12 protein-coding genes are annotated in these 17,700 nt (G+C 67.4%); 5 read left to right on the top strand and 7 right to left on the bottom strand.

All coding sequences use genetic code 11. The features are described from left to right. The 3 genes from ACFV4R_RS00785 to nudC all read right to left on the bottom strand — a co-directional run bounded on the left by ACFV4R_RS00785 (position 1) and on the right by nudC (position 3,911). Positions 1 to 636: a M48 family metallopeptidase gene (locus tag ACFV4R_RS00785; RefSeq protein WP_377202770.1), complete on the bottom strand. Its 636-nt coding sequence runs from the start codon at positions 634 to 636 to the stop codon at positions 1 to 3. Beyond that, positions 633 to 2,786: an ATP-dependent DNA helicase UvrD2 gene (locus ACFV4R_RS00780; protein ID WP_377202771.1), complete on the bottom strand. Its 2,154-nt coding sequence runs from the start codon at positions 2,784 to 2,786 to the stop codon at positions 633 to 635. The genes ACFV4R_RS00785 and ACFV4R_RS00780 overlap by 4 nt, the downstream gene beginning before the upstream one ends. Positions 2,787 to 2,852: 66 nt before the next feature. Beyond that, positions 2,853 to 3,911: an NAD(+) diphosphatase gene (gene nudC / locus ACFV4R_RS00775; protein WP_377202772.1), complete on the bottom strand. Its 1,059-nt coding sequence runs from the start codon at positions 3,909 to 3,911 to the stop codon at positions 2,853 to 2,855. Positions 3,912 to 4,044: 133 nt separating this feature from the next. On the opposite strand from nudC, the gene ACFV4R_RS00770 reads away from it, so the two are divergent. Then, complete coding sequence (locus tag ACFV4R_RS00770; RefSeq protein WP_377202773.1) at positions 4,045 to 5,385, top strand: phosphotransferase; 1,341 nt, start codon at positions 4,045 to 4,047, stop codon at positions 5,383 to 5,385. 30 nt (positions 5,386 to 5,415) lie between these two features. Here ACFV4R_RS00770 and ACFV4R_RS00765 read toward each other — a convergent pair whose 3' ends face one another. Genes ACFV4R_RS00765 through ACFV4R_RS00755 form a run of 3 tightly spaced genes read right to left on the bottom strand, consistent with a single transcriptional unit; the run spans position 5,416 to position 12,679 of the window. After that, positions 5,416 to 8,919, bottom strand: a complete 3,504-nt coding sequence (locus ACFV4R_RS00765; protein WP_377202774.1) for an ATP-dependent helicase — start codon at positions 8,917 to 8,919, stop codon at positions 5,416 to 5,418. Continuing rightward, complete coding sequence (locus ACFV4R_RS00760; protein WP_377202775.1) at positions 8,916 to 12,266, bottom strand: ATP-dependent helicase; 3,351 nt, start codon at positions 12,264 to 12,266, stop codon at positions 8,916 to 8,918. The genes ACFV4R_RS00765 and ACFV4R_RS00760 overlap by 4 nt, the downstream gene beginning before the upstream one ends. Then, entirely contained in the window at positions 12,263 to 12,679 is a 417-nt protein-coding gene (locus ACFV4R_RS00755) for an MGMT family protein (RefSeq protein ID WP_091721537.1), read from the bottom strand. Before ACFV4R_RS00755 ends, ACFV4R_RS00760 begins: the two co-directional genes overlap by 4 nt. 63 nt (positions 12,680 to 12,742) lie before the next feature. Here ACFV4R_RS00755 and ACFV4R_RS00750 point away from each other — a divergent pair, with 63 nt between their 5' ends. The 4 genes from ACFV4R_RS00750 to ACFV4R_RS00735 all read left to right on the top strand — a co-directional run bounded on the left by ACFV4R_RS00750 (position 12,743) and on the right by ACFV4R_RS00735 (position 16,227). Continuing rightward, positions 12,743 to 13,453 carry a 3'-5' exonuclease gene (locus ACFV4R_RS00750; RefSeq protein ID WP_015937658.1) on the top strand — a complete coding sequence of 237 codons (711 nt, stop codon included), beginning with the start codon at positions 12,743 to 12,745 and terminating at the stop codon, positions 13,451 to 13,453. Between the two features lie 323 nt (positions 13,454 to 13,776). Next, positions 13,777 to 14,712, top strand: coding sequence for a substrate-binding periplasmic protein (locus tag ACFV4R_RS00745; RefSeq protein ID WP_377202776.1), 936 nt, complete (start codon positions 13,777 to 13,779; stop codon positions 14,710 to 14,712). A 16-nt stretch (positions 14,713 to 14,728) separates the two neighbouring features. Beyond that, the gene (locus ACFV4R_RS00740; protein WP_056084887.1) at positions 14,729 to 15,493 is read left to right on the top strand and encodes an amino acid ABC transporter permease; all 765 of its coding nucleotides are present in this window, start codon (positions 14,729 to 14,731) and stop codon (positions 15,491 to 15,493) included. After that, on the top strand, positions 15,490 to 16,227 hold the full coding sequence (locus tag ACFV4R_RS00735) for an amino acid ABC transporter ATP-binding protein (RefSeq protein ID WP_091721542.1): 738 nt from the start codon (positions 15,490 to 15,492) through the stop codon (positions 16,225 to 16,227). The genes ACFV4R_RS00740 and ACFV4R_RS00735 overlap by 4 nt, the downstream gene beginning before the upstream one ends. Positions 16,228 to 16,331: 104 nt before the next feature. Here the strand turns inward: ACFV4R_RS00735 and hemL are convergent, their stop codons facing one another. Then, the gene (gene hemL / locus ACFV4R_RS00730; protein ID WP_377202777.1) at positions 16,332 to 17,663 is read right to left on the bottom strand and encodes a glutamate-1-semialdehyde 2,1-aminomutase; all 1,332 of its coding nucleotides are present in this window, start codon (positions 17,661 to 17,663) and stop codon (positions 16,332 to 16,334) included. Between the last annotated feature and the right edge of the window lie 37 nt (positions 17,664 to 17,700).

Raw genomic sequence — 17,700 nt, 5'->3', positions numbered from 1 at the left:
TTAGTCGGCGTCCTCCGGCCAGCCTTCGGGCTCCGGCAGGGCGCCGGCTTTGTCGTCCCCGGCTCCGCGGCCGGTGGCCAGACCGCGCGCGGACGCAAAGGACACCCCTTCGAGGAACGCTTTCGCCCGCTGCGTTTCCGGGTACGCCTCGAGCATCTTCCAGAACGCGGAGTTGTGCCCGGCCACGAGGAGGTGCGCGAGTTCGTGCAGCAGGACATAGTCGATGACCCATTGGGGCATCGGCTTCAGCTTGTCCGAAAGCCGGATGGTGCCGTCCGCCGGCGTGGCAGAGCCCCAGCGTGAATTCTGGTTGCTGACCCACCTGACAGAAGCCGGAGTTGACCGCCCGCCCAGGTACTGGGCAGAAAGGTGGGCCGCGTGGGCTGCGAGGGCGGCATCGGACGCCGGCCGCTTCCTGCCTGCCGCGCTTCGCCGCTCCCCCTGCCTCTGCAGCTTTGCCAGCATGCGCCGGACCCACTCGGTCTCCTGGGCCGGCGTAAACCGCGCAGGGATGGCGACGACGGCGGTCCCGTCCTCCCAGAACGCGGCCACTGTCCGGGTCCGCCGGGAAGACCGCCTGACCTCCACCGGCGCGCCGTCGGCTGTGGTCAGTGCGGGCGTCGCGCCGGACCTCACAGCTCGGCGCTCTCGGTCAGCACCCGCAGGACGTCTTCGCCGTACTTCTCAAGCTTCGATGGACCCACGCCCGCCAAGCCGGCGAGATCCTCGATGGATGCCGGCCTCGCCTCGGCGATGGCGGTCAGGGTGGCATCGGTGAAGACCACGAAAGCGGGCACATCGGCTGAGAGAGCCACTTCGCGGCGCCAGGTCCGCAGGGCTTCGAAGGTCTGTTCCTCGTAAGTGGGCGGGCACGCATTGCACCGACCCACCTTGCGCTCCGCGCCAGAGGACAGCATGCTGCCGCAGACCCTGCACACTGCCGGGGCTGCAGCCTTCCGCCGTGGAGCCGGGCCCTTCCCCCGGGTGCTGGACGTTGCCACGGAATTGGGACGGAGTCCGTCAAGGAACCTGGACGGTTTCCGGTTGGCCCGGCCACCCGGCGTCCGCGCCGTACTCCAGGACAGGGAAAGGTTCTCCCGTGCCCGGGTGATGCCGACGTACAGGAGCCGGCGCTCTTCATCCACCGACTCCGGGGAATCGGCGAAGGAGATGGGCATCAGGCCTTCGCTGAGGCCCACCAGGAACACCGCGTCCCATTCCAGCCCTTTCGCGGCGTGCAGGGACGCCAGAGTGACGCCCTGCACCGTGGGGGCGTGCTGGGCGAGCGAGCGTTCCTGGAGTTCGTTGACGAAGTCCGCCAGTCCAAACTCCGGGCCGCGGACCTGGACCAGCTCATCGGCGAGGGCCACCAGCGCCGCCAGGGATTCCCACCGTTCCCGCAGTGCACCGCCGCTGTGCGGGGCGGAGTCTGTGTACCCGAGGGAGGAGACGATGTCCCGGACCAACTGCCCGAGCGGTTCACTGGCTCCTTCTTCACTCACTGCCCTGGTGGCGGCACGCAACTGGAGGATGGCGTCCCGGACTTCCTTCCTGGCAAAGAACCTTTCGCCGCCGCGGAGCTGGTAGCCGATGCCGGCGGCGGCCAGCGCCTGCTCGTAGGCCTCGGACTGTCCGTTGGTGCGGAAGAGGATGGCTACTTCGCTTGCCGGGGTGCCGGCGTCGAGCAGTGCCTTGATCTTTTGGGCGACGGTGGCCGCCTCGGCTTCGTCGTCGGTGCACTCGGTGAACGTGGGCACCGGGCCGGCGGGCCGCTGCGCCACCAGTTGCAGGGGCGCGGCCCACGCGGCATCCGCTGCCGGACCACCGCTGCGACGTCCGGCCAGCAGGTCGTTTGCCAGCTTCACCACCTGGGGTGTGGACCGGTAATCGCGGATCAGCTTGACCACGTTGGCCTGCGGGTACCTGGCCTTGAAATCCAGGAGGTGCCGGGGCGAGGCGCCAGTGAAGGAGTAGATGGTCTGGCTGGCGTCGCCCACCACGCAGAGTTCGTCCCGGCCACCGAGCCAAAGCTCCAGCAGCCGCTGCTGCAGGGGCGACACGTCCTGGTACTCGTCCACGACGAAGTGCCGGTACTGCTCCCGGACGGTGGCAGCAACTTTCTCGTCCTCCTGCAGGATCCCCACGGTGATGAGGAGGACGTCCTCGAAGTCGATGACGTTGCGGTCTGTCTTCACGTCCTCATACGACTGGAAGACTCGGGCCACGGCGGTGAGGTCGAAGCCGCCCGGGGCGCCCCTGTCCTGGGCGTTCTCGAGGTAGTTGGCCGGGGTCAGCATGGAAACCTTGGCCCACTCGATTTCCGAGGCGAGGTCGCGGATGGAAGCCCTGTCCGTGCTGAGCCGCAGCCGGCGTGCCGCCTCAGCCAGGGTCTGTGCCTTGTGCTCCAGGAGGTTCGGCAGCGTGCCGCCAACCGCCTGCGGCCAGAAGAACTGCAGCTGCCGCAGCGCCGCCGCATGGAACGTCCGGGCCTGCACGTTGCCTGCCCCAAGGTCCCGGAGCCGGCTTCGCATCTCCGCCGCGGCCCGTGCCGTGAAGGTCACAGCCAGGAGCCGCTGTGGTGTGTAGACGCCGGAGTGGACGCCGTAGGCAATGCGGTGGGTGATGGCCCGGGTTTTTCCGGTTCCGGCACCTGCCAGGACGCACAGGGGTCCGTTCAGGGTGCTGGCCACCTCGCGCTGTTCGGCGTCCAGTCCGCCCAGGATGCGGTCCTCCAAGGAGGCAGTACCGTCCTGCGAAAGGGCTGCGGTGAAGTTGTCTGTAGTCACGTCTATTGCTCTGTGTCCCGTTGCTGCTTTGTTCGACTGCCGCGCCCAGTCTTGTGAATATGGATCTCAGGCGTCGGCGAGGTCCCGGATCCGGCCGCCGTACCAGTGTTCGATGAGTGCCCTGGCGATGGAGAGCCTGCTGGAAATGGTGATCTCACCGCTGAGGACGGCGTCCTGGAGTTCCTCCCGGCTGAACCAGCGCGCCCTGGTGACCTCCACGCCGTCGGGCGTTGCCACGGCGTCATCGGTGATGGCGGTAAATCCAAGCATAAGGGAGGCGGGGAAAGGCCACGACTGCGAGCCCAGGTACTGGCAGGCTTTCACGCGGACCCCCACCTCCTCGAACAGCTCCCTGACCACGGCCTGTTCCAGCGACTCGCCCGGCTCCACGAAGCCGGCCAAGGTGGAGTAGTTTTTGGCGTCAGCCGGCCCCCCGCCGCCCAGGAGCAGGCGGCCGTCCGGGCCCACGACCGTCACGATGATGGCAGGATCTGTCCGCGGATAGTGCTCGGACGAATCCGCGGGGCAACGCCGCACCCAGCCTCCGGCCTGCACTTCAGTGGGCGTGCCGCACCGCGGACAGTGAGTATGGCCGGCGTGCCAGTTGGCAATGGCACTCGCCTCCACGAAGAGGGCTGTCGCCGTGGGACCCAGGCCGGCCGCCACATCACGGAACCCGGCCCATGAAGCCTCTTCGGGGACGCCTGCCGTTCCCGGTTCCACCGGGGCGGGCAGCACGAACAGCAGCAGCTCCGTCCCGGTGGGAAGATCGGCTGCCTGCAACGCGGAACCCAGGTAGACCATCAGCTCCGGAACGGTGCCCGCCGCCGCCAGCTCCCCGTGCAGTGCGCGGGCGTTGGCAAGGAGCAGGCTGCCCCCGCTCACCAGTCCTTGCCTGCCTGACAACACGACCGCCAGGGTGTCCGGAGCAGCCAGGAGCTCGTCCACCATTCCTGCCCTCATCCGTTCCGTGGAGCCCCTGTCCACCAGGGCGGGCCGAACCGGAAGCAGGGTGTCGCGAAGATGGTTGGCAGCAAGGAGTCCCGGCCCGTCCGGCGTAGTGGCTGGTTGCTCCTGGGCGGGCGTTTCCTGGTGGACGGGCGTGGCAGACTCCGCGTGGCTCATGACTCCACCGTACTGACTGGGACTGACATTTGAACATTTTGGCCTAGTTGGGTATCCCCCTGTTTTGCACGTATCTGGAGACTCGCCGCTACCGGACCGGCGTCTTGGACGGCGGGCAATCTACCGTGGGACGGTGAGAAGAAAACCGATTGAACTGGCAGCCGTTGCAACCGCAGCAGTCCCCGGACTGACCCCGACGGCAGTTAGCTCCGCTCCGGATGATCCCGCGGACTTCGACTCGGCGCTGCTCCTTGACTCCGAAGGAAAACGCTGGCGCGTCAGGTCACCCCGCCATGCGGAAGCCAGCGCCCGGCTGGAAACGGAATTCCTCGTCCTTCGTGCCTTCGCTCCTGCCATCCGGGCTGAACTGCCGTTCCTCATGCCCACGGTGGCCGGCAGCGTCCGGCTGGGGACCCTGAGCACCTTCGTCTACTCGCACCTGGCCGGCAGCACCCGCAGCGTTGAGGACCTCACCGCCGGCCCGGCTCCGCTGGCCCGGGAGATCGGCGTTGCCCTGGCAGCCATCCATGACCTTCCGCGGTTGCTGGTCAGCAACGCCGACCTGCCCAGCTACACCCCCAATGAGTTCCGCCAGCGGCGCCTTAATGAGCTTGACCAGGCGGCCACCACCGGCAAAATTCCTTCGGCGCTGCTGCTGCGCTGGGAACACGCCATGGAAGACGTGTCGCTCTGGCGCTTCAATCCCTGCGTGGTGCACGGCGACCTGCACGAGGACAACCTGCTGGTGGAGGGCCAGCGCGTCACGGCCGTCACCGGATGGACCGATCTGCGGATCGGCGACCCCGCCGACGATTTCGCATGGCTGGTGGCCTCCAACGAACAGGACTTTGTGGACGCCGTCCTGGCCGGCTACACCGCCAGCCGCCGTGACACCCCGGACGCGCACCTGCTGCGCCGGGCAGCCCTGTCTGCGGAGTTTGCCCTCGCCCAGTACCTGGTCAAGGGCATCGCCGCGGGGGACGCCGAAATGGTGGCCGAAGCAGAGGGCATGCTCGAGACGCTGGCCGCGGATATCGCCGAGCACGGCGGCCAACCCATCAGCGTCGAACCCCAGCCGCCAATCCAGCCGGGGCAGACGGCCGGCGTGGCGCCGGCAGATTCGGGCGCCGGCACCGCATCGGACACCCCGTCCCCGGGGGACCAGTCCCGCACGGGATCTTCCACGCAGGAAGCGCTCGACGACGGCTCGGCGGCGGGGATGCCCTCCGTGACGGTGGTTCCGGTGCCGGTCCAGCCCTCAGTCTCCGCCATTCCCTTGCCGGCGCAGGCAGCAGTTCACGTGACCAGGATTCCTGAGGCGCCTTCCGCAGCAGCAACGGGCGAGGGGGCGCCGGCCACTGAGCACGGCAGCGACACGGCTTCCCCGGCCTGCGTGGACCAGGGTGCCGGCAGGGCAGGAGACGATACCTCCACTGCGGCGCTTTCCGTCATCAAAACCAACCACGGCCAGTAACCGTTCGCTGCCGAGCGCGGCAGCGAACGTTTACTGGTTGGCAACAGCGGCGGCAACGATCGATTCGAGTTCTGCCGCTGTCCCGAGATCGTGGGGCCGGACGACCTCGTTGTCTCCCACGTAGAAGAACGCTGCCCGTACCGATTCCAGTGGAACGTCCTTGAGCCGCGCCCAGGCCAGCCGGTAGACGGCAAGCTGTACCGCCCGCGTCTTGAGCCGCGCGCCCGACGGCCGCCGCCCGGTCTTCCAGTCGACCAGGTCCCAGCGTCCGTCGGCGTCGCGGAACACAGCATCGATCCGACCGCGCACCACCACGTCGCCCACCCGGGTTTCCACAGGCACTTCCACATAGGCAGGCGCCCGTTCGGCCCATTCCGAAGCCCGGAAAGTCGCCACCATGGCGTCGAGGTCGTAGGCGGCATCGATGTGGTCATCAGACCCAGGGGCCTCGCCGAGGTCCAGCATTCCCGCGGAGCCGAAGTAGTCCTCCACCCATGCGTGGAAGGCTGTCCCCTTGCGGGCGGACATGCCCGGTTCTCTGGGTACGGGCCGGCGGAGCCTGGCCAGCACGGCCCCGGCATCCTCGTCGAGGTCAACCAGGGTGGACGCAGAAATGTGGGTTGGCAGGTGGACGTCCTGTCCCTGGGACCGGCGTGAACGGCGCTGCAGCAGCAACGCAGCTTCCCGGGCCCAGCCGGCTGCCGGGCCGGCCAACCCGGGGTTTTTGGCCGGGTCCTGCTGGGTCCGGAGATCGGCAGCCCCTTTTTCCAGTTCGGCCAGTACCCTCGCTGCGGCGGCTTCCATGGGTGCCCTGCGCCCTCCGGAGAGACGGAGCCGTTCTCCCGAACGGGGATCAATTGGTCCTTCCAGCGGATCGTAGGGCCAGCCCGCCACTTCCGTTTCCACCGTCAGAGGGCTCTTTTCCGGCAGGGCTTCTTCATCGAGCGACAGGGGATGCACGCTTGCACGGGCGGGTGATCCGGCCGCCGGCGCCGCCAAGCTTTCCAGCTCGGCAAGGAAGGGGGACATGGTGCTCCGCCCCGACCGTGATCCCACCCAGGCAGCGCTGGACACCCACAGGACATGTTTCGCCCTGGTATAGGCAACGTAGGCAAGCCTGCGTTCCTCGGATTCACCGTGTACCTGGACGGCTGCCTTGAAGTCCTTTTCGGCGTCGATCCAGCCCTTCTGGTCAGGCTGGTCCAGGTCCCATTGCGGGAGGTCGGACCGGTCCCCGCGAAGCGGCCACGGAAGCGCAGCGGTTCCGCTGCTCCAGCGTGAGTCCTTGTCGGTGGGGAAAGCCCCGGCGTTCAGCCCCGGAACGAACACCGCATCCCATTCCAGTCCCTTGGAGGCGTGAACCGTCAGGAGCTGGACGGCTTCCCGGTTCACGTCCCCGGGCGGGGCCTCGAGGCCGTTTTCCTCAGCAGCAGCTGCCTCGAGCCACGAAAGGAACGCGAGGATGTCCACCCTGTGGGAGGTGCGCAGGAACCCGGCAGCGGCGTCCTGGAAGGCGTCGAGGTTCCGCCGGGCCTGGTGGATGCTGACGCCGGGCAGGGCCGCAACCTCGATGTCGAGGAGCATGGCCCGTTCAACTTCGCCCAGCAGGGTGGTGAGGTCATCGCCCAGGTAGCCACGAAGCTGGCGCAGCTCGACGGACAGGCGGTGGAGCCTCCCGCGGGCAACCTCCGTCAGGGACCGCCCGGCGGAGGAGGTCCAGCCCTCGCGGGGCAGCCAGTCAAGGGCTTCGACAAGGCTGGCGCCATCGGTCAGGTCAGACTCGGGGACGGTTCCGTCGTCGTCCCCGTCGTCATCACCCTCCGGACTTGTTGAAAGCTGGCCGCGCCGGCGGGCCAGGTGGCTGGACCAGTCCCGCAATGCCATCAGGTCAGCAGGTCCAATCCGCCAGCGGGCGCCGGCCAGCAGGCGCATCAAGGCATCGGACCTGCCGGGGTCGGCGAGGACCCTGAGGGTGGCCACCAGGTCCACCACCTCCGGGGTATCCAGGAGTCCGCCGAGGCCGACAATTTCGTAGGCGATGCCGCGTGCCTCGAACTGCCGGCGGATCGTTTCCATCTGGGCACGCCGCCGGCACAGGACGGCGAGCGCCGGGGCCACCGACGATCCGTCCGCCTTGGTTTCAAAGTCAGTGACCCGGTACTTCAGGACATCGTCCGCGAGCGCAGCGGCCTCGTCAGCGTCGCTGGCGAAGCGCCCCAGGACCACCCTGCCCTCCACTGCGAACGGACTGGGCTGCAGCGGCGGCACGCTGGCCGCGGCCGGGGCTCCCCCGCCGGCCGGTCCGCGCTGCGCTTCGGCCTTGGCCAGGGACTCAGACATGACGTTGGCGGCCGCCAGGATCGACTTGCCGTTCCGCCAGGCGGTCGTCAGGTACGACGTGGGGGCCGGCCTCCAGTCGGCGTCGGCTTCCCCCGGGCCGGTGCGGACCGGGAACTCGCGGACGAAGTGGAACAGTTGCCCTGCCGAGGCACCCCGGAATCCGTAGATGGATTGATTGGGATCGCCCACCGCCGTGACGGCGTGACCGCCGCCGAACAGGCGCGAGAACAGGACCAGCTGGGCATAGGAGGTGTCCTGGAACTCATCAAGCAGCACCACCTTGTACCGCTGCCGCTCCATGTGTGCCGCGAGGGGAACATCGCGGGCAACCCGGGCGGCCAGGGAAACCAGGTCGCCGAAGTCCAGCGCTCCCCTGGCGCGTTTGGCATCCGTGTAGCGGCCCACCATGTCCGCCACGCTGGCCCGCGTCCTCAGCATGCGTGCGATGTCCGCGGCTGCCTGCGGCGGATTCTTCTGCTTCTCGGCGAGGTACGGCAGTGCCTCATAGTCGGCAAGCCGGGCCATCAGCCAGGCCTCCACCTCCTCGGGCTCCTGCAGGTGTTCGGCGCATTCGCCGGCCAGCTGGATGACGGCCTTCACGAGGGTGGACTTGGCCGCGCGGAAGTGGCCGTACTCGCCGTCGAACGCCTCGACGACTTCGGTGGCGAGTTGCCAGGCCTGCGCCCCGCCCAGGAGCACCACGTCCCGCTCGACGCCGAGCCGAAGCCCGTAGTCCGACACGATGCCGCTGGCGAAGGAATGGTAGGTGGAGACCTTGGGTTCAAGGGCGTCACTGGTGATCGTCCCGGCCGGAAACAGTGGTGCGCCAGCGTCCCGGGACGCCACCCGCTGCAACGCCACGAGTTTGGCCCTGATCCGCGACGCGAGTTCGCCGGCGGCTTTCCGGGTAAACGTCACACCGAGGACTTCCTCGGGCCGGACCCAGCCGTTGGCCACCAGCCACACCACACGGTCCGCCATGGTGGCGGTCTTGCCCGAACCTGCCCCGGCAATGACCAGACGCGGCGTCAGTGGCGATGAGATAATTGCCGACTGCTCCGCGGTGGGAACGTTCTTCTCACCCAGCAGGACCGAAAGTTCCTCAGGGCTGAAGCGCACGGGCGGCGGGAATTCACCGTCAGCAGGTTCGGCGGTTGGCCGGCCGTCGAGAGGCGCCTGCACATCCTGGCTCATTCGGTCACCTGCCGTCCGCGGGCACAGAGCGGGCAGACCTCAGGGAGCCTGCAGCCGTGTCCGCCGAAGCTTCCCTTGCCGGGGTCGTGCCTGGCCTCGAACGTGTTGCCTCCCATGACGGCTGCGGCCTCCTTGACCATGTCGAGGGCCCAGTTGTCCTGCGGATCCAGCGGCTCCTGTTCCTGGACAGCCGGCGACTTCGCCGTTGTCCCCAGCTGGGCAAGCACAGCCCCGCCGGGAAGCACCTGCCGGGTGTCGCTGCCATCGCCGAAACCGCCGGCGAGAACGGCGGCCTGATAGGCGCCCAACTGCGGGTGGCTGGCCAATTCAGTCTTCCCCGGCTGCCGTTTCCCTGTTTTCAAATCGACGACGACCAGTCTTCCCTCGCTGTCGATTTCCAGCCGGTCCACCTGGCCGCGGAGCACCGCTTCCCGCGGAGAGGCGTCATCGAGCAACACTTCTCCAAGGGCAACGTCAAAGTCCTGTTCCACGCCCAGCAGGCTGCGTCCACTGCCGCGCATCGCCAGGACGTATTGGGCGAGCTTCCGCACCATGGCCTCGGCCCTCTGGTGGTCGAGCCTGCCCTCCCAGTTGTCCTTCATTCCCAGCTGCGGCCAGCGGCGGGCAAGCTCTGCAATGTATTCCTGGCCGGACGCATCAGGCATGTCCTGGGCGATGGCGTGGACCAGTGTGCCGAGGCTGCGGGCGAAGTCTGTCGCCGCTTCGCCGCCGGCAGCCTGGACGAACCAGTCCAACGGCGATTTCTGCACGGATTCGACCTTTGATGGGGAGACAAACACCGTGCCGCCCGGCGGCACCACGGCGTCGGCGGATGTGAGCGGCTGGATCCCCCACCAGCTGTCCGGATGGGCGCCCGCGACCGGAGGCTCGGCGGCTGCGAGGCCTGCCAGGACCCTCGCCGCCTCCTGCGCCTGGGCGCCCTCCAACTGTGCATGCTGGCGAAGCTCCGCGACGAGGGCACGCAGCGTCATGGGCCGTTCAACTGCCGTGAAGCTCCGTGCATCCTCACCCGGGGCCAACGGTGCGGCGTAGTCGAGGAATGACGACGGCTGGTCGTCTTCGGAGGCCACTGCAGTGCAGATCAGCAGTTCCTCTGCACGGGAGACGGCAGTGGAAAAGCTGCGGAGTTCGTCATACCGGATGTCGCGCAGCCGGCTGAGCGGGTCGCGCTGCAGGGCGTAGGCCGTCCCGTGTTCAACAGCGTCCGCATAGAGTGTGCTGCCCAGGAGTTCCCCCCGGAGCCTGGTATTGGGCCACACCCCTTCCTGCAGGCCTGCAAGAAGGACAACTGGCCATTGCCGGCCGGCGGCGCTGGCCGGGGTCATGAGTTCGACGGCGTCGTCCACCTGGGCACGGGCGGCGAGAGTGTCCATGGGCAGTTCCTGGTTCAGGAGATATTCCAGGAACTGTTCCGGGCCGGCGCCGGGCATCTGGTCCACGTAGCGCTCTGCCGTGTGGAACAGGGCCATCATCGCGTCCAGGTCCCTGTCTGCCCGGGCACCGTGCGGCCCCCCGGCCAGGGCGGTTTCCGTCCAGGCCGCGGAAAGGCCGGTGGCGCTCCACAGGGCCCACAGCACAGACTCGGCGTTGGCCCCAGGCTGTGCGGCTGCTTCCTTGCCGGACTGGATCATCCTGGCAGTCCGGCGGGCGGCACGGCCTTCAATCCCCAGGCTCCCCAGGGCCCCAGGTTCCAGGAGTGCCTCGACCAGCAGGGAGTCGCTGCCGCGGCCGCCGCCACCTGTCAGCTCCTCGCGCCGAAGCGATTGCCGGAGCCGCCGGAGTTCGAGGGGGGTGGCTCCACCGATCCTGGACGTCAGGAGAGACACCGCCGCTTCGGGTGCCAGGAGCGAGGGGTCCAGGGCGATGGCGTAGGCGTCCAGGAGGGGGCGGACGGCCACTTCGTCACGCACTGCCGACTCAGCCACCGGGACCCGCACCGGGATGCCCTGCCCGGACAGGTAGCGCTGCAGTTCGCTGACCTGGCCGCCGTTGCGCACAATGACGGCGATGTCCGTCAGGGGCCGGCCCTGACCGATGTGCTGGTCGAGAATCCGCTGGGCCACGTACCGTAACTCGTGGACGGCCGAGGGCACCAGATGGGCTTCAACCCGGCCCGGATGATCGCCGGCGGAGCCTTGCTCCAGGCGGCGCGAAAGCTGGCCGCCGGCCCGCTGGGAGATGCGGCCTGCCACACCGAGCCAGGCTTCCGCGACAGCGGGAGCCAGCCGGTGGGCGTGCCATAGCGGCCTTTCGAGCACCACGGCGTCCGGAGACAGCAGCCGGGGCAATTCGGCCACAAGATCGGGCCGGGCGCCGCGGAACCCCTGGACCACGGTGTCCGGAGACGAGGTGACCAGGCAGTCCTTGCCGGCGGCAATGTCCGCCAACAGTTCGAAAACCGCAGGGTTGGCTTCCTGGATGTCGTCCACCAGGATCAGCTGCAGCCGTTGCCGCTCCGCGGCGAGGAAGTCCGGGGCGTCCTGGAAAATCTGCCGGGCAGCGGTGATGATGCCGGCCGGATCGAAAGCCTCAGGCATGCGCAGGTCCAGCACATCCCTGTACTCGCTGTAGAGGGCGGCCGCCGCGATCCAGTCCTGCCTGCCACACGCCTTGCCCAGCTCCACCAGGTCGGCGGGCGTCCGGCCGGACTCGATGATGCGGTCGAAGAGCTGGCGGACTTCCTGCCGGAACCCGCGGGTCTCCAGGGCACCCGCAAGGTCGGCAGGCCAGGGCAGTTCCAGCCCGGGCAGCCGGTGCCCTTCCAGCAGCTCCTTGATAATCAGGTCCTGTTCCGGACCCGAGAGGAGCCGCGGGGGCCTGGTGAGGGGGATGATGCCTTCAGCCTTGGCCCTCCGGATGAGGTCGAATGCGTAGGAGGCCCAGGTCCGCGCGGGAGTGGTGCTAAGGCTTCTGTCCAGGCGGGCGGTGAAGCGGTCGCGCAGGTGGTCAGCCGCCAGCCGTGTTGGAGCGAGGATCAGGATCCCTGCAGGGTCAAGGCCGTCCCGGTGGACACGCTCAACGGCGGCCTCGACAAGGACGGTGGTCTTGCCGGTTCCGGGAGCTCCCGGAACCAGCACCGGCCCGGAACCGGCCGCGACGTCGACGGCGGCTTGCTGGTCCGGGGTCAGTGCGGGCCGTACGGCATGGGACTGGCTCGGAGGAAGCAGCCTGAGGGGGCCGGAACCGGAGAGCATACCCTGCGCAGTGCGGCCGCCAGGAGCTTCCCCGCCCGCGCCGTCCCGGTCGCCAAAACCTGGGCCCGCCGGGTCCGGGTAGTCCTCTGGGTATCCGCCAGCCGCGTCTGTCAGTGGGAGTGTTACCGTCACACCGACATCCCATCATCAGCCACTGACAATCTGTGGAGCTCGCGCTCCAGTTGCTCCGCCACCGCATCCATCCGGTCGAAATCCTCTCCATCGGGCGCCCAGCGCGCCGCCTGGAGGTCCACCCGCCACCGGCCGTCTCCGGTGCGCTGCCACTCCCGGTAGGCGCCGACCAACGGCGTCCCTTCATCAAGGTATCGGCGCAGCGCGTCCGCCTCGTGTCCTTCGGGGGCGTGTCCACTGGCTTTCAGGATCCGCCACCAGGGGACGCCGCTGCCGTAGTGGCTCATGACCGAACCGATCTGGCGCGGTCCCCCGGAACCCAACAGCTCGGCGACGTCGCCATAAGACACCGCGGATCCTGCCGGCACCATCCTCACGATGGCGAGGACCGCCTGCACATACTCAATCCGCATTGATCCAATGTAGCCGCAGTGGCGTTCCACGGAATTGTCCGGGGGTCCCTTTAGCGTGGAGGTATGAGCACCTGGAACACCCTCCCCCGCGCCGCTTTTGACCTTGAAACCACCGGCCGCAACTCGCGGGCCGCCCGGATAGTGACCGCCTCGGTCACCGTCGTGGACCACAGGGGCGAGGTCATCCGGGAGCACGAGTGGCTGGCCGATCCCGGGGTTGAAATCCCCACCGAAGCCAGTGATGTGCACGGCGTCACCACCGAGCAGGCACGCAAGGACGGCCGTCCCGCGCATGAAGTCACCAGGGAGCTTGCGGCGGTGCTGCAGGAGCTTTTCGATACTGGCGTCCCCGTCATCGCGTTCAACGCCAGCTACGACTTCACGGTCCTGGCGGCGGAGTCGGCCAGGTACGGTGTTCCCCAGCTCACCCGGTTCCCCGTGCTGGATCCCTACATCATGAACAAGCAGGTGGACCGCTACCGCAAAGGCAAACGCACGCTGACAGCCCTCTGCGAGGAGTACGGCGTGGTCCTCGACAACGCCCACACCTCCGCAGCCGACGCCCTGGCCACGTTGAAGGTCCTGGACGCCATGGCAGGTAAATTCCCTAAACTGATGATGCCCGCAAGCCAGCTCCATCAGCTGCAGGTGGACTGGGCGGTGACGCAGGCCGCGGATTTCCAAGGATATCTCCGCAAAACGAAGCCCACGGCCGTCATTGAAGGTGATTGGCCCGTGCTGCCCCCGCAGGACGCTACCGGCGGCGGTTTCTAAGCCGCCATAACATCGCTGCGAGGTACGTCACAGTAGTGCCGCGTAACATTTGGCGCGTCCAGGAGCGCCCATCTGTTCGGCTGTACTGGATTTGAGCGTCCGCCCGACGTCCAGGAGGCACTAAAAGCCGAATTTCATGCGGCGTTTTCTTCGTTTGTTGTCCTGATCTTTGTCTCACGGCAGTGTTTGCCCAAGGTGAGAGAATTTAGTTTTGCGGTCACCCCTGCCCTGGCCATGCTGGACCAGCACCGGGCAGGTGCCAGGCGCCACCAGCGCAGCCTTGCGGCCCGGTTGACTTAAGACTCAATGAAAGTGACAACCTGATGAAAATCAAAGCGATGAAGTGGCTGACTACCGCTCCCGTTGCCATTGCACTGGCGGTCTCCCTGGCCGCATGCGGCTCCGGCTCTTCCCAGCCGAGCGGAACGCCTACTGACGCCCTGCAGGGCAGCGACCAGCAGACGCTGGATAAGTACACCACCGCCGATGTCACCCCTGTCGACAAGATCGACAAGACCAAGCTTGGTCTGAACACCGAAGGCAAGCTCGAAGTGGGCACGCTCTCCGACGCCCCGCCGAACATCTTTATCGATCCGTCCGGCAAGTTCACCGGCTACGACAACGAGCTCCTGCGGGCCATTGCCGGCAAGCTGGGCCTTGAGGTCGAGTTCGTGGCTACGGACTTCTCCGCTCTGCTGTCCCAGGTTTCCACCAAGCAGTTCGACGTCGGGTCCTCCTCGATCTCCACCACGGACGCCCGCCGCCAGAACGTTGGCTTCACCAACGGCTACGACTTCGGCTTCATGGCTGTTGTCGCCAAGAAGGACAGCGACGTCAAGGGCTTCGCTGACCTCAAGGGCGACCTCCGCATCGGTGTGGTCCAGGGCACGGTCCAGGACGATTACGTCACCAACACGCTCAAGCTCGAGCCCATCCGTTTCCCGGACTACGCCACGGTCTACGCCAACGTGCGCAACGGCCAGGTGGACGCCTGGGTGGCGCCGTCGCAGCAGGCCACCGGCCAGGTCAAGGAAGGTGACGGCACCGTCATCGCCGAGTCCGTGGTCAACACGCAGAACTTCACGGCCTACGCCGTCGCCAAGGACAACCAGCCCCTGATCGACGCACTGAACTCCGGCCTGGACGCCGTGATTGCCGATGGCACCTGGTCCAAGCTCACCAAGGAGTGGTACCCGGACCGCGAAACGCCGACTGACTGGAAGCCGGGCAGCAAGGCCGCCACGGTTCCCCAGAGCTGATTGAGCCGGGACGTTTATGGATCTCCTCGATCAACTGGCTGACACCTTCTTCAACTGGGAGGAAATGGCCAAGGTCATTCCCTCCCTGTTGTCGGTGGGCCTGCCCAACACCCTGATCCTCGCCGTGGCCTCCGGCATCCTCGGTTCCCTGCTGGGACTGTTGCTGGCCATGATGGGAATCTCACGGAACGCCGGTGCGCGTTGGGTTGCCCGCATCTACACCGACATTTTCCGTGGCCTCCCGGCCATCCTCGTGATCCTGGTGATCGGCATCGGCCTGAGCCCGATTGCCCGGGAAATCACGGGCTCGCGGAACCCGTACCCGTTGGGCATCCTGGCCCTGACCCTGGTCGCCGCCGCGTACATTGGCGAGATCTTCCGTTCAGGCATCCAGAGTGTTGAAAAGGGCCAGCTTGAGGCGTCGAGGGCGCTCGGGTTCAGCTACGGCAGTTCCATGCGCCTGGTGGTGGTGCCGCAGGGTATTCGCCGGGTCCTCCCCGCCCTGGTGAACCAGTTCATCTCGCTGCTGAAGGACTCCTCGCTGGTGTTCATGCTCGGCCTGGCTGCCTCGGACCGGGAGATCTTCCGGATCGGCAACGATGCCATGGCAAACACCGGGAATCTCTCGCCGTTGGTGGCTGCGGGTGTCCTGTACCTGATCCTGACCGTCCCGCTCACCCACTTCGTCAACTTCATCGATAACCGGCTCCGCACGGGCCGGCCGGAGAAGAAGGAACCCGACGACGCGGCAGCACCTATCGGCAAGGGGGCACAAGCATGACCGAATTCGCTTCCGGAACCCTGACCGGCAAGAACCTGCACCTTTCGTTCGGACACAACCACGTCCTGCGCGGTATCGACCTGCACGTGGAGAAGGGCACCACCGCATCGGTGATCGGCCCTTCAGGTTCGGGCAAGTCCACCCTGCTGCGGGTCATGAACCGGCTGATCGAGCCGGACCAGGGCGACATCCTGCTGGATGGCCGCTCGGTCCTGAAGGACAACCCGGACGAACTCCGCCAGCGGATCGGCATGGTGTTCCAGCAGTTCAACCTCTTCCCGCACAAGACTGTGGCGGAGAACGTGACGCTGGCGCTGCGCAAGCTGCGGAAGCTGCCCAAGGACCAGGCGCGTGCCGAGGCCCTGGAGCAGCTGGACCTGGTGGGACTGAAGCACAAAGCTGATGTCCGGCCCGCCAACCTTTCCGGCGGCCAGCAGCAGCGCGTCGCGATCGCCCGCGCGCTGGCCATGAAGCCCGAGGTCATGTTCTTCGACGAGGCCACATCAGCTTTGGACCCCGAGCTGGTCAAGGGTGTCCTTGCGCTGATGACGGACCTGGCCAAAGGCGGCATGACCATGGTGGTGGTGACGCACGAGATGGGCTTCTCCCGGAACGTGTCGGACACCGTGACATTCATGGACGCCGGCGTAGTGGTGGAATCCGGGCCGCCGGAACAAATCTTCACGGCTCCCGCCACGGACCGGCTGAGGGGCTTCCTCTCAGACGTCCTCTAGCCACAGGAACACAAGGAAAATCCCCGGTTGCGCCGCAGCCGGGGATTTTCTTTATGCTCTGGGCCGTGTGTCCGAAGCCTGTTCGCAGTTGGCCCGGGCGGAAGCTAGCCTTGTGCGGCTGCGGCAGCCCTGGCCGCCGCGGGCAGGGCGTCGAAGATCCGGTTCATGGCAGCGTCGTCGTGCGCGGCGGACAGGAACCAGGCCTCGAAGACGGACGGGGGCAGGTACACGCCGGACTCCAGCATCGAGTGGAAGAACGGGGCGTAGCGGAACGCCTCCTGGCCCTGGGCATCTGCGTAGTTGTGGACCCCGTGGGCCGAGGTTCCGAACGCCACCGAGAAGAGGTTTCCGGCGAACTGGATGGAGTGGTCCACCCCGGCTGCGTCCAGAGCCGAGGACAGGGCGGACGACAGCTCCAGTGAACGCACGTCGATGTAGGAGTACACGTCGCGGGTCGCGTGGGTCAGGGTGGCCACGCCGGCGGCCATCGCCACGGGGTTACCGGAGAGTGTCCCGGCCTGGTAGACCGGGCCGGTGGGCGCGAGGTAATCCATGACGTCGGCACGTCCGCCCAGGGCCGCCGTCGGCATTCCGCCGCCGATGACTTTCCCGAAGGTGAGCAGGTCCGGCGTCCACGGGTCTGCAGCGTCCGGAGCGCCGCCGGTGAGCCCCCAGTATCCGGAGTAGCCGGTGCGGAAGCCGGTCAGGACTTCGTCCACGATGAGCAGCGCGCCGTGCTCCCGGGTGATCTGTGAGAGGCCCAGGTTGAAGCCCTCGCCGGGCGTGACCACGCCCATGTTGGCGGGGGCTGCCTCGGTGATGACGGCCGCGATGTTGGGCCCGTGGGTGGCAAACGCCTCTTTCACGGCCGTGAGGTCGTTGTAGGGCAGGACCAGGGTTTCGGCCGCGGTTGCCTCGGTGACACCGGCCGAACCGGGCAGGGCGAGGGTTGCCACGCCGGAGCCTGCGGCGGCCAGCAGCCCGTCCAGGTGTCCGTGGTAGCAGCCGGCGAACTTGATGATGAGGTTGCGGCCGGTGAACCCGCGGGCAAGCCGGACGGCGGTCATGGTGGCCTCGGTTCCGGTGGAGACCATGCGGAGCCGCTCGACGGCGGGGACGCGTTCCATGACGATCTCGGCCAGGTTGGCCTCGTCCGGAGTGGAGGCGCCGAAGGACAGGCCACGGTCCACTGCAGCGTGGACCGCGTCAAGCACGGCCGGGTGGGCGTGGCCCAGCAGGGCCGGACCCCAGGAGCACACCAGGTCCACATACTCGTTGCCGTCGGCGTCCATCAGGTACGGGCCCTTGGCCGAGACCATGAACCGGGGCGTTCCGCCGACGGACCCGAAGGCCCGGACCGGGGAGTTGACCCCGCCCGGCATCAGTTTGCGGGCGCGGTCAAAAAGTTCCTCGTTGCGAGGGGTGCTGGAAGTCATGGTTCCTATTCTCTCAGTTTGCCGGCGCACCGGGTGC

The organism is Pseudarthrobacter sp. NPDC059871, from assembly GCF_042731175.1.
GTDB lineage: Bacteria > Actinomycetota > Actinomycetes > Actinomycetales > Micrococcaceae > Arthrobacter.
Note: the sequence above shows the minus strand (reverse complement) of the source record. Positions and strands in the feature narration are given on the sequence as shown.